Origin of the sequence: Occallatibacter gabretensis (assembly GCF_001449115.1) — a bacterium.
GTDB lineage: Bacteria > Acidobacteriota > Terriglobia > Terriglobales > Acidobacteriaceae > Telmatobacter > Telmatobacter gabretensis.
Genome location: NZ_LAIJ01000012.1, coordinates 360,528 through 376,616, shown reverse-complemented (window position 1 = coordinate 376,616; position 16,089 = coordinate 360,528). Strand labels below are relative to the sequence as shown.

16 protein-coding genes are annotated in these 16,089 nt (G+C 56.8%); 3 read left to right on the top strand and 13 right to left on the bottom strand.

Translation table 11 applies throughout. The features are described 5' to 3' along the window. Nucleotides 1-21 precede the first annotated feature (21 nt). Both VO84_RS20805 and VO84_RS20800 read right to left on the bottom strand, forming a co-directional pair. Nucleotides 22-1,941, bottom strand: a complete 1,920-nt coding sequence (locus VO84_RS20805) for a SpoIIE family protein phosphatase (RefSeq protein ID WP_058189693.1) — start codon at nt 1,939-1,941, stop codon at nt 22-24. 740 nt (nt 1,942-2,681) lie between these two features. Further along, a complete protein-coding gene (locus VO84_RS20800) occupies nt 2,682-2,984 on the bottom strand; it encodes an ATP synthase F0 subunit C (protein WP_058189692.1) in 303 nt (100 codons plus the stop codon). A gap of 51 nt (nt 2,985-3,035) precedes the next feature. Here VO84_RS20800 and VO84_RS22680 point away from each other — a divergent pair, with 51 nt between their 5' ends. Beyond that, on the top strand, nt 3,036-3,173 hold the full coding sequence (locus VO84_RS22680; RefSeq protein WP_157440037.1) for a hypothetical protein: 138 nt from the start codon (nt 3,036-3,038) through the stop codon (nt 3,171-3,173). Here VO84_RS22680 and atpB read toward each other — a convergent pair. Genes atpB through VO84_RS20785 form a run of 3 tightly spaced genes read right to left on the bottom strand, consistent with a single transcriptional unit; the run spans nt 3,170 to nt 4,662 of the window. Beyond that, complete coding sequence (atpB, locus tag VO84_RS20795; protein WP_058189691.1) at nt 3,170-3,901, bottom strand: F0F1 ATP synthase subunit A; 732 nt, start codon at nt 3,899-3,901, stop codon at nt 3,170-3,172. The genes VO84_RS22680 and atpB overlap by 4 nt on opposite strands. Nucleotides 3,902-3,946: 45 nt before the next feature. Beyond that, the gene (locus VO84_RS20790; RefSeq protein WP_058189690.1) at nt 3,947-4,360 is read right to left on the bottom strand and encodes a hypothetical protein; all 414 of its coding nucleotides are present in this window, start codon (nt 4,358-4,360) and stop codon (nt 3,947-3,949) included. Continuing rightward, nucleotides 4,357-4,662 (bottom strand): AtpZ/AtpI family protein, encoded by a 306-nt coding sequence (locus tag VO84_RS20785; protein WP_058189689.1) that lies wholly within the window; start codon nt 4,660-4,662, stop codon nt 4,357-4,359. Before VO84_RS20785 ends, VO84_RS20790 begins: the two co-directional genes overlap by 4 nt. 121 nt (nt 4,663-4,783) lie before the next feature. On the opposite strand from VO84_RS20785, the gene VO84_RS20780 reads away from it, so the two are divergent. Together VO84_RS20780 and VO84_RS20775 are read left to right on the top strand one after the other, a co-directional pair. Beyond that, nucleotides 4,784-6,439 carry a lysine--tRNA ligase gene (locus VO84_RS20780; protein WP_058189688.1) on the top strand — a complete coding sequence of 552 codons (1,656 nt, stop codon included), beginning with the start codon at nt 4,784-4,786 and terminating at the stop codon, nt 6,437-6,439. Beyond that, nucleotides 6,436-7,233 (top strand): TIGR00282 family metallophosphoesterase, encoded by a 798-nt coding sequence (locus tag VO84_RS20775; protein ID WP_058189687.1) that lies wholly within the window; start codon nt 6,436-6,438, stop codon nt 7,231-7,233. Before VO84_RS20780 ends, VO84_RS20775 begins: the two co-directional genes overlap by 4 nt. A gap of 3 nt (nt 7,234-7,236) precedes the next feature. Here VO84_RS20775 and VO84_RS20770 read toward each other — a convergent pair whose 3' ends face one another. The 8 genes from VO84_RS20770 to purB all read right to left on the bottom strand — a co-directional run bounded on the left by VO84_RS20770 (nt 7,237) and on the right by purB (nt 15,955). Next, nucleotides 7,237-8,097, bottom strand: a complete 861-nt coding sequence (locus VO84_RS20770) for a hypothetical protein (protein WP_058189686.1) — start codon at nt 8,095-8,097, stop codon at nt 7,237-7,239. Nucleotides 8,098-8,207: 110 nt separating this feature from the next. Then, a complete protein-coding gene (locus VO84_RS20765) occupies nt 8,208-9,527 on the bottom strand; it encodes a hypothetical protein (protein ID WP_058189685.1) in 1,320 nt (439 codons plus the stop codon). A 304-nt stretch (nt 9,528-9,831) separates the two neighbouring features. Then, the gene (gene metX, locus VO84_RS20760) at nt 9,832-10,986 is read right to left on the bottom strand and encodes a homoserine O-acetyltransferase MetX (protein WP_082662278.1); all 1,155 of its coding nucleotides are present in this window, start codon (nt 10,984-10,986) and stop codon (nt 9,832-9,834) included. An 8-nt stretch (nt 10,987-10,994) separates the two neighbouring features. After that, on the bottom strand, nt 10,995-12,353 hold the full coding sequence (locus tag VO84_RS20755) for an O-acetylhomoserine aminocarboxypropyltransferase/cysteine synthase family protein (protein WP_058189684.1): 1,359 nt from the start codon (nt 12,351-12,353) through the stop codon (nt 10,995-10,997). A 375-nt stretch (nt 12,354-12,728) separates the two neighbouring features. Beyond that, nucleotides 12,729-13,319 carry a UbiX family flavin prenyltransferase gene (locus tag VO84_RS20750; RefSeq protein ID WP_058189683.1) on the bottom strand — a complete coding sequence of 197 codons (591 nt, stop codon included), beginning with the start codon at nt 13,317-13,319 and terminating at the stop codon, nt 12,729-12,731. Between the two features lie 7 nt (nt 13,320-13,326). Then, the gene (locus VO84_RS20745; RefSeq protein WP_197414145.1) at nt 13,327-13,920 is read right to left on the bottom strand and encodes a hypothetical protein; all 594 of its coding nucleotides are present in this window, start codon (nt 13,918-13,920) and stop codon (nt 13,327-13,329) included. Nucleotides 13,921-14,025: 105 nt separating this feature from the next. Next, on the bottom strand, nt 14,026-14,559 hold the full coding sequence (locus VO84_RS20740; RefSeq protein ID WP_197414144.1) for a DUF1579 family protein: 534 nt from the start codon (nt 14,557-14,559) through the stop codon (nt 14,026-14,028). Nucleotides 14,560-14,644: 85 nt separating this feature from the next. Beyond that, the gene (gene purB, locus VO84_RS20735; RefSeq protein ID WP_058189680.1) at nt 14,645-15,955 is read right to left on the bottom strand and encodes an adenylosuccinate lyase; all 1,311 of its coding nucleotides are present in this window, start codon (nt 15,953-15,955) and stop codon (nt 14,645-14,647) included. Nucleotides 15,956-16,089: the final 134 nt, after the last annotated feature.

The window sequence follows — 16,089 nt, the reverse complement described above, 5'->3', positions numbered from 1 at the left end:
GAAGCCTGCACCAAAACCAAATCAATAAGCACGGCAGATACTGAGCACAGTAATATCATCATCCTGCCCAAAATGTTGCGCGGCAGTCGCAATCGACTCGGGAGATCCTCGGCTGACGGAATGCGTTCGTGCGAATCCGAAGAGCTCTCCACCCTTGCTGCGCGCCTCAACCACGCCATCGGTAACCAGCGTGAGCTGGTCATTTACAGCCAGATGAAAAGTCGATTCTGCGTAAGTAGCATCCGGCGAAAGCCCCATCGGAAAACCATTTTCCAGCTCCAGTTCCCCGCCATCGACATAAGGCGAAATATGGCCGGCATTCGCAATCGTCACCGTTCCGTCCGGGGCCGCTCGCAGCACAAGGCACGTCGTAAATCCACCATTGGAACGGCCGATCAACCGCTGGTTCATCGCAGTCAGTATCTGTGCAGGACTTTGGGTGTAGTGAGCAAGTGTGCGCACCGTTCCCACCAGTAGCGAAACAGTCATTGCCGCCGGAAGGCCTTTGCCGCTCACATCGCCGATCACCACAAGCACGGATCCGCCGTGTTCGCCGGTTTCAATCGGTATCACTTGAAAAAAATCACCGCCCACCTCACCGAATGGCTTGTAGACGCTTGCAATTCGAAATCCAGGAATAACCGGAATAGCATCGGGAACCAGCACCTGTTGCACGCTACGTGCGGCTTCACGCTCTCGTTCGTACGTTTCTTCGTGCAGGCGGGTGCGGGTGAACCGTCGAATCAGGACCGCAAGCATCGTTAGTAGAAGAAAGAGTTCGCCCAGCTGCTGAACAGTGAATGGCATGGGCCAGTCTGAGGTGTAGAAGAACCAGTCCCACCAACTGCTTCCGCCCTGTTGAAAAATCGTCTGGGCGGCCGTGAAACCATAATTTAGCGCGTTATCCAGTGCAACCATCACAACAGCAGGCAGCAGCAGACGCGCGTCGGTCACACCTTGAATGGCCTTTCGCGCCACGAACACGATCACCCAGGCGGCGAAGGGAAGGAACAGTAGAAAGCTCAGGCCGTTATACAGACGAATATCGGCCCATAGCCACTCCTCGCGAAACATGTAGGGGACAAAATCCGCAAAAGCCATCAGCATACCCACCAGGATGGAGCTGATGGCAATCCAGAAGAACCTGTCGCGTTTCCCTCCCAGCAGACGGTAAAGGAAAACCATCAGAGCCAGGCAAGACGCTTGCCATAAAACGTTGGCCGTGAGCAGCAACTGGGGCCAGCCAAAAGTATTCGTAGTCGTCCAGATCATATGGCTGTGAGTGGCCGCAAAAATGAGAGTGAGCAGGCTGTACCAGAGATATTCTTTTTCCTGGCGGCGGAAAAGGAATAGCCCCATTGCAGTGAGGCCGGCCAGGGTATTCAGCATCGCAAGGAATAAATCGCTTGCCAGGTACCAGAATGCGTTTCGCGTGCGAAGCAGGAATGCCTCTTGAACAAGCGGAGTCGCTCCAAGCCGGATTCGCCCTCCCAGTGCACTATCGTCCGATGAGGATTGCACGAATCGCCAGCAACGGAATGCGACGGAAAGGATGCGGGGATGACTTGAAGCCTCTGCAGCCGCAACAGGAAAGTTGAATACCCTGGAAGCAACGTGCGTAGAAGTCGAATATGGCGGCAAGCCGTCGATTCGTTGTCCATCAACGAATATCTCGAAGTTCATATCAACGTGTGGAACATAGATCGAAAGAGGCGGGGTGCCTGCGGGAACAAAGATCCTGGTGCGATACCAGAATCTGGCCAGTCCATGTGGCAGGGATTCGTTTTGCCTTCCGGTTTGATCGGCGGGCACCAGCAGCCATGCGGAATCATCGAAAGCAGGCTCGGCGAAGGCTGGATCGTCGCCCGCATGAAAACGCCACAGGCCATTAAGCGAGATGAGAGGCAAACGCCCCTTGTCCAGATCGAACGTGCTATCCAAATTCGCTGACTGCGATTGAGCAAAGGTCAGGACCGCGGAAAGTTGAAGAAGGAGGAACAGTGCGATAAGGCCGTGACAAAAGCAACGGAAGATAGGAGTGAAGCTTCGCACGTGCAATTATCCCTTCATCCCGCCACTAGGACACGAGTGTATCTGGACAGTTTCCGAGAGGGAAAGAAAATTACCTCAGGCTGCTCAAATAGAAAAGGAACCCGTCACAACCACGCCGCTTGAAACCACCAGAGCCCCATGCGTGACAACATGCAATCATTCCGGTCCAGAATAGTAGCGTTCAACCAAAAGCCGTTGGGCAGGCATTACTTTGGTCCAATTCCCTTTCGTGCGAGATTTTCATCCAGATAGTTTGCGTACAATTAAGGGGTTTTGTGCCACACTCATAATCAGTAGAAGAAAGATGGCCCGAATCTAACCGGATTTGGGCCATTCGCTTTTAGGGATCGTGTACCCCCTCCCCCCTCTTTTTCGGGACCAGGTAACCATATGTATTGCACAAAGAGTAAACAGTTTTGGATTGCTCTCGGGGCACAGAATTGCAGCTGCAATCCTGCACAGTTCCGAAATAAAGATCGTATGAAGATTCCCGCAAAAACTGTGCCAATGTCGGCAACCATCACAAATAACATAACTTAGAGATAATCACAGCACAGGATAACTCCCGCAGCAAACAAAAAATCGGCCCCACCCATCCGGGCGAGGCCGATTCTTATACCGCAGCGTTCTTACTTAACCTGCAGGAAGATAACCACGAGGGTGAACAGCGTGAGCGACTCGATGAACGCCAGACCAAGCACCAGCAGCAGCTGGATGCCGGCGCGTGCGCCTGGGTTACGAGCAAGCGCTTCGGTAGCAGAAGCAGTCGCCTTGCCCTGGCCAAGACCGCAAAGACCCGCGGCAAGCGCCATGCCAATACCGGCGCCGATCGGCACCAGGCTGATCGTTCCAGAACCCGTGTTCTGCGCGAAGACCGGCGTAGCGAGGAAAAGCGCCGCCAGCGTCATAAACACATATTGAAGCTTCTTCATAGTTCTCCAGCTTCCCTGAAATTAGCTGCCAGTGGGTGGTTGAGGCTCACCGTGCCGGAAACTCTCGCGAGTCCCTTTGGCCCCCTCACGCTTGCAGCCCTCTGTTGTCCCGGAGCGGAAGCGCTCTCCGGCAGAATCTTTGGTAGACCGGGCTTCAGCCCCGGCAACGATCGCAACGCGATCGTTTAGTGCTCGTGCGAAACCGCGCCGGTGAGGTAAATCATCGCCAGCAACATAAACACATACGCCTGAATCAACGAAACCGCCGCATGCAGTCCCAGGAAAATCGCAGGAATCGCAATCGGAATCATCGAGAAAAACACCAATGTCAACAGATCGCTGGCAAACATGTTCGCGTAAAGACGAATCGTCAACGACATCACACGCGCGCAGTGCGAAATGATCTCAATCGGAAACAGCAGCGGAGCAATCCACCATACCGGCCCGGCAAAATGCTTCACATAGCCGACCGCACCCTGCTCCTTGAAACCATAAAAGTTGTAATAAACAAAGGTGCACAACGCAATTCCAAGCGGCACAACCGGCACGCCGGTAGGCGTCGGGATGCCGGGGATAAGCCCCAGCAGGTTGTTGAACACCACGAAGAGAAACACGCAGGTCGTGAACGCCTGAAAGCGCTCGTAGCCATGACCAATAATCTGGTCGGCCTGGCCGCCGGTGAACTCGTGAATCATCTCCGCAATCTGTTGCGCGGGATTCGGCTTTTCCACCGAGAGCGTGAGCCGCACCAGCAGGAAGAACGCAACAAGAATCGCGAAGACCAGAAACTCCAGCGCAAACGTGTCATTAATCGGCGCGGCAGCATCTGCCGGATGCACGCCGACCAGGTTCATGGCAGCAGTGACGGCAGGGCCAAAAAGGGTATTGAGCAGGTGCGTGATGGCGAGTGTTTCCATCGTCAGGGAACAAGTCTTTCTGTTTTCAGGTAAGTGAGTTGCAACTCAGTTTCGCAGTAGCCGGAGCGCCTCCCAGGCAAGGACCAGCATAGCTAGCCCCAAACCGCAGAGAAGAGCGACCGGAGAGCCCTGTAAACACTTTAGGCTACCATAGATGGCGGCCGCATAAACGATCAACCGCGCCAGAAAAAAGAGGACCACCCTGGTGGCCCCGCGAGGGGTCTTCTGCTGATCGAGTTTCGCGTTAAAAAGCCGGATCAGCCGCTGCCATTCAAAGATGCTGGCAGCAGAAATCATCGCGCCAACGGCAAGCATCGCCGCATTGCGCCAGCTGGAGGCGATCCAGATAACCGCAGCGCCAATAGCGCCGAGAATCAGCGTGTTGCGGATCGCGCGCTTGAGTACAAGTTGCAGTGCCTCATCTGTAAGGTCTGCAATAGGAGGGTTGGAATCGCTCATTGCTTGTTCTTATTATCGCCGGACTTGTCGTCAATTTGCGAGCTTGAGGAAAGCACAAGGCGGATAACGTAAACAAGGCCTGCTATGCCACCGAAAACAATGCCCGCCGCAGCAATCCATGTGGTATGAAACAGCTTGTCGAGCCCAGCGCCCATGAGCCACCCGACGAAGGCCGCCGAAGGCAAGAGCAGCGCAATCTGCATCATCTTTTCGGCCTGCACTAACGTAGCCAGGCCGCCGGAATCGCGTCGCTTCCCGCCGCTGTCTTGATTCGAGTCCGGAATGGGCTTGTTAAAGGCCATGCATGCTGGTTATACACGGGGACTGGCCATCCAGGCTAATGCGCCTTCGGCGCGAATGCTTCGCCTGCAAGTCTCGCTATACTGAGCGTTAGGCATTTTACTGAAAGACGAAGGATTTCCCGTGCATTTTGAATCGGAATTTGAGCGCGAACTCTTTGCCCTGCGGCAGGATAAGCTGCGGCAGATTGAGGCGCTCGGTCAGGCAAAGTACCCCAACCAGTTCGCGTTCACGCACACCATCCCTGACATTCGCTCCAAATGGAACGAGACAGCCAGCGAAACGCTCGAGGCCGAAAAGCCGCAGGTCGCCATCGCGGGCCGCATCCTGGCCATCCGTGCACAGGGCAAAGCGGGCTTTGCCTCCCTGCAGCAGGAAGGTCAGCGGCTCCAGATTTACGTCCGTCTGGATGCCGTCGGCGAGCAGGCCTTTGCCTTGTATAAGCTTCTCGACCTTGGCGATCACATCGGCGTCACCGGCTACCTTTTCCGCACGCGCACCGGCGAGTTGACCGTACACGTGGAAAGCCTGAAGTTCCTGGCCAAGGCGATGCTGACGCTCCCAGAAAAATTCCACGGTCTTTCCGACGTAGAGATGCGCTACCGCCAGCGGTACGTGGACTTGTTCACCAATCTCGACAGCCGCGAAGTCTTCGTGAAGCGCGCGAAAGTGCTGAAGGCCGTGCGGCAGTTCTTTGATACACGCGGGTATCTCGAAGTCGAAACGCCGATGATGCAACCGATTGCCGGCGGTGCAGCAGCGCGTCCATTCAAGACGCACCACAACACTTTGGATATGGATCTGTTCCTCCGCATCGCCCCGGAGCTGTATCTCAAGCGCCTGGTCGTCGGCGGCCTCGATCGCGTCTACGAGATCAACCGCAACTTCCGCAACGAAGGCATAAGCACACAGCACAACCCTGAATTCACAATGCTGGAGTTCTATCAGGCCTACGCGAACTACAAAGACTTGATGAAGCTTACGAAGGAGTTAATCGCGTTTGTTGCTCAGGAGGTGAATGGAACTACTAAGACCATATTTAATGGTGTGGAGATTGATCTTGCGGTGAAACAATGGCAAGAACTGACGATGCGGGAGGCGATTCAAGTACGTTGGGACAATAGATTCGGACAGCCTCCTTCTGCTATTGATTTCTTAACTAGCGCAAGTTTCGCTGACTTTTTGGGACGTGCGGTCGAGTATTGGGACAGCTCACGCGCAGATCTGAAGCCGATCAAAGGGGCTCTTTTGTACAACGTGCCAGATGATGGTGAGGACCGACTTATAGCAGCGATACGGAACGAATTCCTTATTTTACAGGGAGACTTGAATAAGGGACTGTCGCTTGGAAAGGCCATTTACACGGTATTTGAAGATATCGTCGAACCCAACCTAACCCGACCCACCATCATCTACGACTACCCAACCGTAGTTTCGCCTCTGTCGAAAGCAAAGCCCGACGACCCAGAACACGTAGAGCGCTTTGAGTTCTTCATCGGCGGCTTCGAAGTCGGCAACGCCTTCAGCGAGCTGAACGATCCCGTCGAGCAGCATAAGCGTTTCGAAGACCAGCTAGCCGAGCGTGGCCGCGGCGACGATGAGGCACACCAGATGGATGAGGACTACGTCCGCGCGCTTAGCTACGGGCTGCCACCGACCGGCGGCGAAGGCATAGGCATAGACCGGCTGACGATGCTGTTGACCGGCTCAAAATCCATTCGCGACGTGATTCTCTTCCCGCTCATGCGGAGCGCAAAGAATGTGGAGCAGGCTCAGTGAAGATACTTTTTGTCGGCGACATATTCGGGAGCGCGGGACGCAAGATCGTCGCCGAGCACATTGGCCACCTGCGCGAAACACATAGCGTAGACCTGACCATCATGAATGCCGAAAATGCCGCAGGCGGTTTTGGCGTCACGCCAGCCATCGCCGAAGACCTCTTCGACCTGGGCGCTGACGTGCTGACTACAGGCAACCACGTCTGGGACAAACGCGAGCTGATCGACTACTTCAATGAAGCCACTGCGGATGGCCATGCGCGCGGCCGGCGTGTGCTGCGGCCTGCGAACATGCAGCCGGGATTGCCAGGATACGGTGTGTACGAAGGCATAACGGCGAGCGGCGTTGCCTACGCCGTCATCAATCTGATGGGCAAAGTTTTCATGGGCGGAACGAATGATCCGTTCCATGCAGTGAATGATCTACTCAAGGGAATCACCGCCAAGGTGATCGTGTTGGACTTCCATGCCGAAGCTACAAGCGAGAAAGTAGCAATGGGCTGGCACCTGGATGGGCGCGTGACAGCTGTGCTGGGCACGCACACTCACATTCCCACGGCCGATGAACGAACCTTGCCCCAAGGAACTGCCTATCAGACCGACGTAGGCATGAGCGGTCCCTATGACAGTGTGATCGGGGTGGACAAGGACATGGTATTGAGCCGCTTTCTCACCGGGATGTCAGGCAAATTCGAGGCGGCCAAAGGAAATCCAAAGCTGTGCGCTGCACTGATTACATGCGACGCGGCGACTGGCCGCGCTTCGGCTATTCAGAGAATCATGCTCGGCGAATAATCACTACTGCGGCGGCGGAACGGCCTTGGCAGCATCCGACACGTAAGATCCGGCGACCGGCTGCCATTGCGCCTGGCCCGCCTTGGGGACTGGGTGTACGGTGTAATCCGCCACACCGGTATGAATGGCCTTTTTGAGCACGCCATTGCGGTCAAAGATCATCGTCCAGTCCTTGGCGTGAGGATCCGTTGTAGCAATAATGATCGTTGCGCCGCCATCTGACTGAAGTTGCAGGATCGGGCCGCCGACCGGAGCCAATATCCCTTCATTGCCAGTACCGGCCAGAGCCGCATAGCACACCGCGATTGCTGCCCAGTCAGGCTCGCCGGACGTTCTCTCTTCAGCCAGAATGTGATTGAAAGATGCAATCGTCATGGCATTGATCGGCGCGGGAGAGAAGAGTGAGTAGCCCCGGCGCTGAATGGGAATAATGCGGTCCTTGCCCTGTCCAAAGCGGGGGATAGAGGCCGTAAAAGCACTCACGTCCCCTTGGCCCGCTGTACGCATAAAGCGCAGAAAAAGATGGCCGGGAAATGCTGGGCACACGATCTGGCTGTAGCTCCAGCCACCTGGCGCAAAATCCATCAGGCGCATACCCGCTCGTTCACGAATGGAGTTCTCCTCATTGGACTCAAGCTGCTGGTCCTGAGCGGAAACAGCCGTCGCCGGAAGAATATCTACCGTGTATGGAACCTTAGCCTTGATCGGAAATGGGGCATGAACTGGTGCTGCCGGCGGAATCGGATGCCAGGCGGACGCATCTTGCTGAGGCGGCTGAGACGAAACGGCCTGGGATTGCATGGGCGCCGAGAAGCCGGCCGCGGCGAGCAAAAGTCCAAGGGGGGCAATGCGGAAGCAGTCCATGTAAATCTAGGGTACCAGAATGACAAAGGGCAGCCGTAACGGCTGCCCTTTGCTTTCCCAGGAGAAAGGATGAAGTAATTTCAACAGGCAAACTACCTGCCGAAACAGGATTAGTTGTGGTGAGCCGCTGAAGGCTTGCGAGCTGGAGCGGCCTTCTTCTTCTCTGCCGGAATGATTTCGCCTTCGCGCATGATGATCTGTGCGCCGGCAGAGGTGGTGTCAGTAGCTGCAACCTGTGTATAGCTGTCGAAGGTGCCGGCGATCTCGGCAGCAGGGGCTGCCTTGAACTCAAAACCCTTCGGGTATAGTGCCAGCTCTGCGTCGGTGAGCGGCTTCTTCAGGTTGATGATGAAGTCGGCAACCTTGGAGTCCTTGGCGTCCTGTGTGACGGCGAGCTTAACCTGACTGGCTGCGATGTCGATGACAATGCCCGGGATGCCGGTGTTCTTATCCTTGAGGACGGCCCACATCTTGTCGGCATCGTCTTTCGAGCCGAGCGCGAGAATGGTTTCCTTGTCGGCCAGGGCCAGCGTATTCAGATCCGGCGTAGAGGCGATAAGGTCGTGAATCTGCTCCGCCGGGCTCTTGGCAGGCTTGATGTCAATGGTTCCCGGGGGAAAGAGCGATGCGGCAGCTTGTTGCTTAATCGCATCCAGACCGTCAAGACCGCCGTGGAACTTCTTGTAGTAATACTCAAGCTTAGGCTCAATCTGCGCCTTGTACTGGGCGGGAGCAAATGCCCACACGCGTGCATAGAACCAGATGGCTTCCTTAAGATCCTGTCCGGAACCCGGCTGGCTGTAAGCCTGCGCCATGAGCAGCGTGTCATTCAGGCCGGCTGATTTGCTCTCATCATCGGAGTAGAGCTTTAGTTCCGAGCCGTACTCAGTCTGGGCACCCTTGTAGTCCTTCTTTGAAATCACGTCGTCCAGCGCGATGGTGGAGTGGAAGATGGGTCCGCCAACGTGTTGAACCTTTTGCCAGTCCGCGTCGCTCATGCTGGCAGGCTTGGTAAGCGCGAGGCCTTTCTGCGCGAGAGCGGCTGCGTCATCGCAGGTCTGTGCGTCGCTTGTCTTGGCGCACTGGGCCTTCTTGATAATCACGGAGTAGAGGATCGCCTGCGGATTATTAGGATCCACCTGAAGAATACGGCTGGCAGTGCTGATGGTGTGGTCGGCGTCCTGCGCTGTCCAGTAGATTCCCAACAGTTCGTTCAGAACAGATGGCTTTGCCACGGTCTGCGGGTACTGGGTAAGGAACTGCTCGTAAGCTGCAGCCTTCGCCTTGGGATCGGACTGAGACGCGGCGTTCTGGTAAGCATTGAACTCAGCCTGGTCCTTGATGCTGAGGTCTTGTGCGCGCAGTACGGGGGATACGACGAACGCGGACACGGCGAGCGCCAGTGCGGACGCAAAGATAAACTTCTTCATTCAGTGCTCCTGGGAAGTAGCCTTATGGGAATCGTTTGTGCACGCGCTGATCCGAAGACGAGCGTTCTGTCGTCCGCGGCTGAAAACCGCAGAGCTGCCACGGCTTCTGATGCGGTGTTGGATGGATTATAAAAAGCCCCGCTCGCTCTGACAAGCAAAGTTCTCTCCGAAATGAACAATTCTTCCTTAGGCGCCACGCGACAGCGCCTATTTCGGGTTAGACACCGGCAGATCGCAGAGTGTTCCCATAGGGTTGGATGCGAATTCAATATATGCGTATTGAGCCGGAGAAAAATTTGCGGATTTATTGCAGCAGACGGACAAGATCGACCTGCTCGGCGAGGAACGCGTCGTGGCCGTGGTCGCTGGTCATCTCGCGGTAGTCGACGGATACACCTGCCGAGCGGATGGTTTCGGCAAAGCGACGGACATCCCCGTGCGGAAAGAGCCAGTCCGAGTTGATGCCAACGAATGTGAGTTGGGCTTTGATCTTGCCGAAGATCTCCTCCGAAGAGTTGCCTCCCCGCAGGGGATCCCAGGTGTCCATGGTGCGGAGAATGGCGAGATACGAATTGGCTTCAAAGCGCTCCACAAAGCGGCGGCCCTGCTCGTCCAGATAGCCGGCAATGTCGAAACGCCCGCCAATCAGGCCGCCCCCAAAATCGTCCAGACCCCAGGGATTTTCGCCATTGCGGTTGGGATTGCGGGCAAAACGCTCGTCAAAGAGTGGACCGGATTTGTAGCTGAGCATGGCGATCTGCCGGGCCAGCGAGAGGCCGCGGCGCGGGGGTTTTTGCGGCAGATAGCCGCCATTTTGCCAGTCAGGATCGTGCCGGATGGCCTCGCGCTGGAGATGATTGAGCGCCAATCCCATGGCGCCGAGCGGGGCTACGCCCACAATGAGCGCCTTTTCTACACGGGTGGGATATTGGATAGTCCACTCCAGGGCCTGCATTCCGCCCAGGGAGCCACCCATGACGAGGCGCAGCTTGCGGATACCGAGGGAGTCAAGGAGTTTGGACTGGGCGCGAACGTTGTCGTGGATAGAAACTAGAGGAAAATCTGCTCCATAGGGCTCGCCGGTTTCAGGATTGACCGACGACGGCCCCGTGGAGCCATAACACGATCCCAGCAGGTTGATACAGATAACGAAATCGTGCTCCAGCGAGAGCAGCGCGCCGGGGCCGAAGACCTCCGGCCACCACTCCCCCACCAGCGCCGAGCCGGAGAGCGCGTGACAGACGAGCACCGCATTGTCACGGGCCGCGTTCAACTTGCCGTACACGGCGTAATGCAGGGTGACGCCTGCCAGAGTTCGACCGCACTCCAATAGCAAGTGCTCGTTCAGCACGTAATCGCCTTCATAGGTAGGCGCAGGAGTAGGCGTGCGCGGCTTGGGCGGAGTATTCTCCGTCGTCTGCGCCGCGCCGATTTCAGCGCCCTTTTCCGTCTCTGCCATCACCTTCATTATTGTGCCGCATGAACCGGGGATGCGACATCCGGGGTTGCCCCCTTGGTAACGACATGCCCGTTGGCGGCCTCAATGGCCTGATCGAGGTCGGCAAGGATGTCGCGAATATCTTCAATGCCAACCGAGAGGCGCACGAGCTCAGGCGTCACGCCGGTTCCGGCCTGCTCTTCTACGCTGAGCTGCTGGTGCGTGGTGCTGGCGGGATGGATGACGAGAGACTTGGCGTCGCCGATGTTCGCCACGTGCGAGAAAAGCTCCAGATGATCGATCAGCTTCTTGCCTGCTTCGTATCCGTCTCCCTCTTTTCCAGCCTTGATTCCGAAGGTGACAATAGCGCTCTGTCCGGTGGGCAGATACTTCTTTGCGCGAGCATAGTACTGGCTTGACTCGAGACCGGGATAGTTGACCCACTCGACGCCTGGATGCCCTTCGAGGTGCTTTGCGACCGCCAGCGCGTTCTGTGAGTGGCGCTCGAGGCGGAGATGCAGTGTTTCAATGCCCTGAAGAAGCAGGAAGGAATTGAACGGCGAGAGCGCTGCGCCGGTGTCACGCAGGCCCTGCACGCGTGCTTTGAGGATGAAGGCCAGTGGACCGAAGGCTTCGTGGTAGCTGAGGCCGTGATATGAAGGATCGGGTTCAGTAAATTCTGCGAAGCGGCCGTTGGCCCAATTGAACTTGCCCGCGTCCACAATGACGCCGCCGATGGTGGTGCCGTGGCCGCCGAGGAACTTGGTGGCTGAGTTCACCACGATATCCGCGCCCCACTCGATAGGCCGTACCAATGCTGCTGAGGGGGTGGTGTTGTCGATTACTAACGGGAGATTGTGTTCGTGAGCGATGGAAGCCAGCCGCTCGATGTCGACGACATCCAGCTTGGGGTTGCCGAGCGATTCGGTGTAGATGGCGCGGGTCTTGTCATTGATGGCGGCGCGGATGCCGTCGAAATCGTCGGCATCGGCGAAGCGCACCGTGATGCCCAGGCGCGGGAGTGTGTAGTGGAAGAGATTGTAGGTGCCGCCGTAGAGCGAGGTCGTCGAGATGATCTCATCGCCAGCCTTGGCCAGCGTGGTCAAAGCCAGAGTCTCCGCAGCCTGACCGGAAGCGGCTGCCAGCGCGGCTACTCCGCCTTCTAGGGCGGCGACGCGCTTTTCAAAGACATCCGTGGTGGGGTTCATGATGCGGGTGTAGATGTTGCCGAATTCCTTGAGCGCGAAGAGACGGCCAGCGTGGTCGGCGTCCTGAAAGAGATACGAGGTGGTCTGGTAGATGGGCACGGCGCGAGAGCCGGTGGCGGGGTCTGGGGATTGGCCTGCGTGGACTGCGAGGGTGGCAAAGTGGCGCTGTTCTTCAGACATGAATCACTCCTTGGTGCGGGTTGCGGGTGTAATCGGATTGAATCGTTGACCGGAACCGGAAAGCTGCCTCGGAAAGATTGGAACCAAATGGGAAGGCCCGAATCCTTGAGGACCCGGGCCGTTTTGCTCTTTCAAGATCGTTTGCGCTTATCGCATTCGCTTCTCAGGAGCCAGGCGGACCGGTGCCGTCATCATGCACATACACATGCACATGGTGGAGATGGCCGCTGCGAGCTCAAAAGCAAAGCGCATGGATGGAAGTATCTACGGCTGGCGAAGTCCTGTCAAATGCTTTTGCTGGCGAGCAGACGTGCTATTCCAGCCTAGCGGCAAGAACAAAGACGCCGCGAGGGTGGGGCACCCGAAATCTTGCGTTTATTCTTCCGGCTTCCAGACGTATGCGCCGGGTTGGGGAAGGCCGATGTGGGCCAGTACGCGCGAGACGAACTGACGCGCCATCTCTTCGGAGTCTTGCGGATGATTGTAGAAGGTTGGGATGACTGGGAAGATCACTGCTCCGGCTTCTGAGGCAAGAGTCATGTTGCGAAGATGGATTCGGTTGAAGGGGGTTTCGCGTACGCAGAGGATAAGTGGACGGCGCTCCTTGAGGGTGACGTCTGCGGCGCGGGCGATGAGTGTATTGGCGAGGCCGTTGGCGATGGCGGCGAGCGTGCCCATGGAGCATGGGAGGACGATCATTCCTGTGGATGGATGGCTGCCGCTGGCGATGGATGCGCCGATATTTTCATCCGTGTGCTGGATGGTCTTTGCCGGCGTAGCGCCGAGAAGTTTTTCGATGAGGCCATTGCGACCGGAAATTGCGAGCTCTTCGGCGAGTACGCGGAGCGAATTGTCCGAAGCTATGAAATGCACGCGGGAGACACGGTCGTCGGCTTCGAGGGCGCGCAGCATGGTACGGGCGAAGACAGCGCCGGAGGCTCCGGTGATGGCGAGGGTGAGTTCCATGAATTACCTATTGCGATTGCAATTTTGAAGTATGTTCCCGAACAAGTTTGTACCGGGTGCCATCATAGTGAAAATACCGGTCTACTTCGTACCCAAGATTACCTGCCCACAAGGTTTCGATATCCTTGTAACCATTCGTGCGGGACCGTAAGACATTCAACGCAAGCCCGTTGGCAAATAACAAGACCTCCGCCCGCTTCCCAACTTGGCGAACAACCCAGTACCACTCGTTATCAGCTCCACCCATAGGCCCTGAGCCTAATACAATCCAGTCGACCTCATCCGGCCTCGAAAGATGCACTGGAACAACCTGGAAAAGCTTGCGCTGCTCCTCTCGTCCCATCTTCTGTAGCTCATCTGCGCTTTGCTGAGCCTCTGTAGTCTTCAAGAGAGCATCAAGCACCACATTCGATGGAGGCAGCGCGTTGCGAAATGCGCTGGTATCCTCATCTTCAGCCGAAAAAACGGTTGGCTCATGAACAGGATGCTTTGTCTGTGCCATCGCTGCTGCAATGACAACACATATTCCAGCGAAAACACACGAGGCGCGAGCAATTCGTGTCATCGTTTGTCCCTTGCACACGTTCTTCAAATCCGCCACAAAGCTAGAAGCTGTTCACCTGCCCAACACCCGCTCAAAGATGGCATCCACATTCCCAAGCTGCCGCGTGTAACCGCAGATTCCCTTTCTGGCGTTCTCAATGCTTCACGGCTGTGTTGCAGCGGCCTTCTTCGAGTAAGTGGTCAGAAAAAGCCGGGTCCATGATTCGCCGCTTTTCATCTCCAGAAGAAATGTCAGCTTGTTCTCGGAGGGACTCTCATACGTCGCTCGCATCACAGGCCCTGGACCGGAGGAATTGCTGAGCAACACAAGCTTTTTGCCGGTCAGGTCGCCAGTCAATTCCGTGGGATGGGACGAGGTGTCGTTGAACCACCACGCCGTATATTTTCCTGACTGCCGGTCGAAGGAGATGAAATGGCGCGTGTCCGTGGGCTTGCGGCCTGACAGCGTTGTCGAAAGCGTCTCGCACAGGTATTTCCCGGCAATCCCCATCTCAATCCGGTCGGTGGCATCATCCGTCATCGCCGGTCTGTCCGGCGTATTGAATTCCTGCTTGCCGGCCCAGTCGCCTTTCATGAACGACAAGCTGTTCAACGCGTCGGCGGGCTGCGTAACCGGCTGCTGGCAAAATGCCAACAAGCTGCTGATCAGGACGAGTAGGCAAACGGAGAATTTCATCGATACCTCCTGCTGAAGAGACAATATCAGGCGCAGCGAATCCATTGGCCGCAAACAGCTCATCAGCCCTGCTTATTCGCCTTGCTCATTCACCCAAAACGCGCCGGAAAATCGCATCCACATTGCCTAGCTGGCGGGTGTAGTCGAAGGTCTTTTCCAGCTTCTCTGGTGTTAGCAGTGCGGTGATCTTGGGGTCTTTGGCTACTTCGTCGCGGAAGATCAGGTCTTCTTTCCACGATTGCATTGCGTGGCTTTGGACTAAGCGGTAGGCGTCTTCGCGCATCATGCCGGCTTCGGAGAGATCGAGGAGAAGCTGGCCGCTGAAGATGAGACCGCCGGTGGATTCGAGGTTCTTCTTCATGCGCTCGGGGTAGACGAGCAGGCGGTCGAGCAGGTCTGTCGTTTTGGCTAGCAGATAGTCCGCGAGGATGGTCGAGTCGGGGAAGATTACGCGCTCGACTGAGGAGTGCGAGATGTCGCGCTCGTGCCAGAGAGCTATGTTCTCGAAGGCTGCCTGGGCGTTGCCGCGGAGAACGCGGGCGAGGCCGCTGATCTGCTCCGAGATGATAGGGTTCTTTTTGTGCGGCATGGCGGAGGAGCCTTTTTGCTTTTCGCTGAAGTACTCCTGGGCTTCGCGGACTTCTGTGCGCTGCAGGTGGCGAATCTCTACGGCGATCTTGTCGAGCGTGCTGCCGAGGATGGCGATTGTTGAGATGTAAGCGGCGTGGCGGTCGCGCTGGATGACCTGCGTGGCCACCGGTGCGGGCTTGAGTCCGAGCTTTGCGCAGATGCGTTCCTCATGCTCGGGCTTGAGGTGGCCGAAGGTGCCGACGGCTCCGGAGAGCTTGCCGACGCGCATGTCTTCCGCGGCTGCGTCAAAGCGGGCGAGGTTGCGCTCCATCTCTGCGAACCAGTTTAGGAACTTGAGGCCGAAGGTTGTGGGCTCGGCGTGAATGCCGTGCGTGCGCCCGATGGTGGGCGTGTCTTTGAACTCGATGGCGCGGCGCTTGAGGACTTCGAGCAGGGCTGCGATTCCCTTGCAGATTTGCGTGGAGGCTTCCTTTACCTGGAGGGCCTGCGCGGTATCAACGATGTCATTTGACGTAAGTCCGTAGTGCAGCCAGCGGGATTCGGCATCGAGGCCCTGCGCCTTGAGGCTTTCGGCTACCGCTGTCGTGAAAGCAATTACGTCGTGGCGGACTTCGGCTTCGATCTCGCGGATACGATCGACGGAGAAGCTGGATTTTTCTTCGATCGCCCTGGCGGCGGCGGCGGGGATTACGCCGTCTTCCGCGAGCACGGCAGAGGCGGCGGACTCGACCTGCAGCCAGCAGCGGTACTTGTTTTCCTCGGTCCAGATGGCACCCATCTGCGGGCGGGTGTAGCGGTCGATCAAGAGCGGGCTCCTCAGTGCGATTGCTGTGGGATTTCCAACACTTGATTGTACGTCGTGTCTTTTGCCTGAAAAGTGATGCCGGGGTGTTTACCACTTAATATTACCATCCCCTTGACACATGTTTAGAATTGGAT

Coding starts and splice junctions, on each gene's coding strand:
- atpB (WP_058189691.1), bottom strand. CDS start 3,901: ATGGAAACACTCGCCATCACGCACCTGCTCAATACCCTTTTTGGCCCT.
- metX (WP_082662278.1), bottom strand. CDS start 10,986: ATGGCAGAGACGGAAAAGGGCGCTGAAATCGGCGCGGCGCAGACGACG.
- VO84_RS20755 (WP_058189684.1), bottom strand. CDS start 12,353: ATGTCTGAAGAACAGCGCCACTTTGCCACCCTCGCAGTCCACGCAGGC.
- VO84_RS20790 (WP_058189690.1), bottom strand. CDS start 4,360: ATGAGCGATTCCAACCCTCCTATTGCAGACCTTACAGATGAGGCACTG.
- VO84_RS20750 (WP_058189683.1), bottom strand. CDS start 13,319: ATGGAACTCACCCTCGCCATCACCGGAGCCTCCGGCGCTGTCTTCGCC.
- VO84_RS20765 (WP_058189685.1), bottom strand. CDS start 9,527: ATGAAGAAGTTTATCTTTGCGTCCGCACTGGCGCTCGCCGTGTCCGCG.
- VO84_RS20800 (WP_058189692.1), bottom strand. CDS start 2,984: ATGAAGAAGCTTCAATATGTGTTTATGACGCTGGCGGCGCTTTTCCTC.
- VO84_RS20740 (WP_197414144.1), bottom strand. CDS start 14,559: ATGAAATTCTCCGTTTGCCTACTCGTCCTGATCAGCAGCTTGTTGGCA.
- VO84_RS20785 (WP_058189689.1), bottom strand. CDS start 4,662: ATGGCCTTTAACAAGCCCATTCCGGACTCGAATCAAGACAGCGGCGGG.
- VO84_RS20770 (WP_058189686.1), bottom strand. CDS start 8,097: ATGGACTGCTTCCGCATTGCCCCCCTTGGACTTTTGCTCGCCGCGGCC.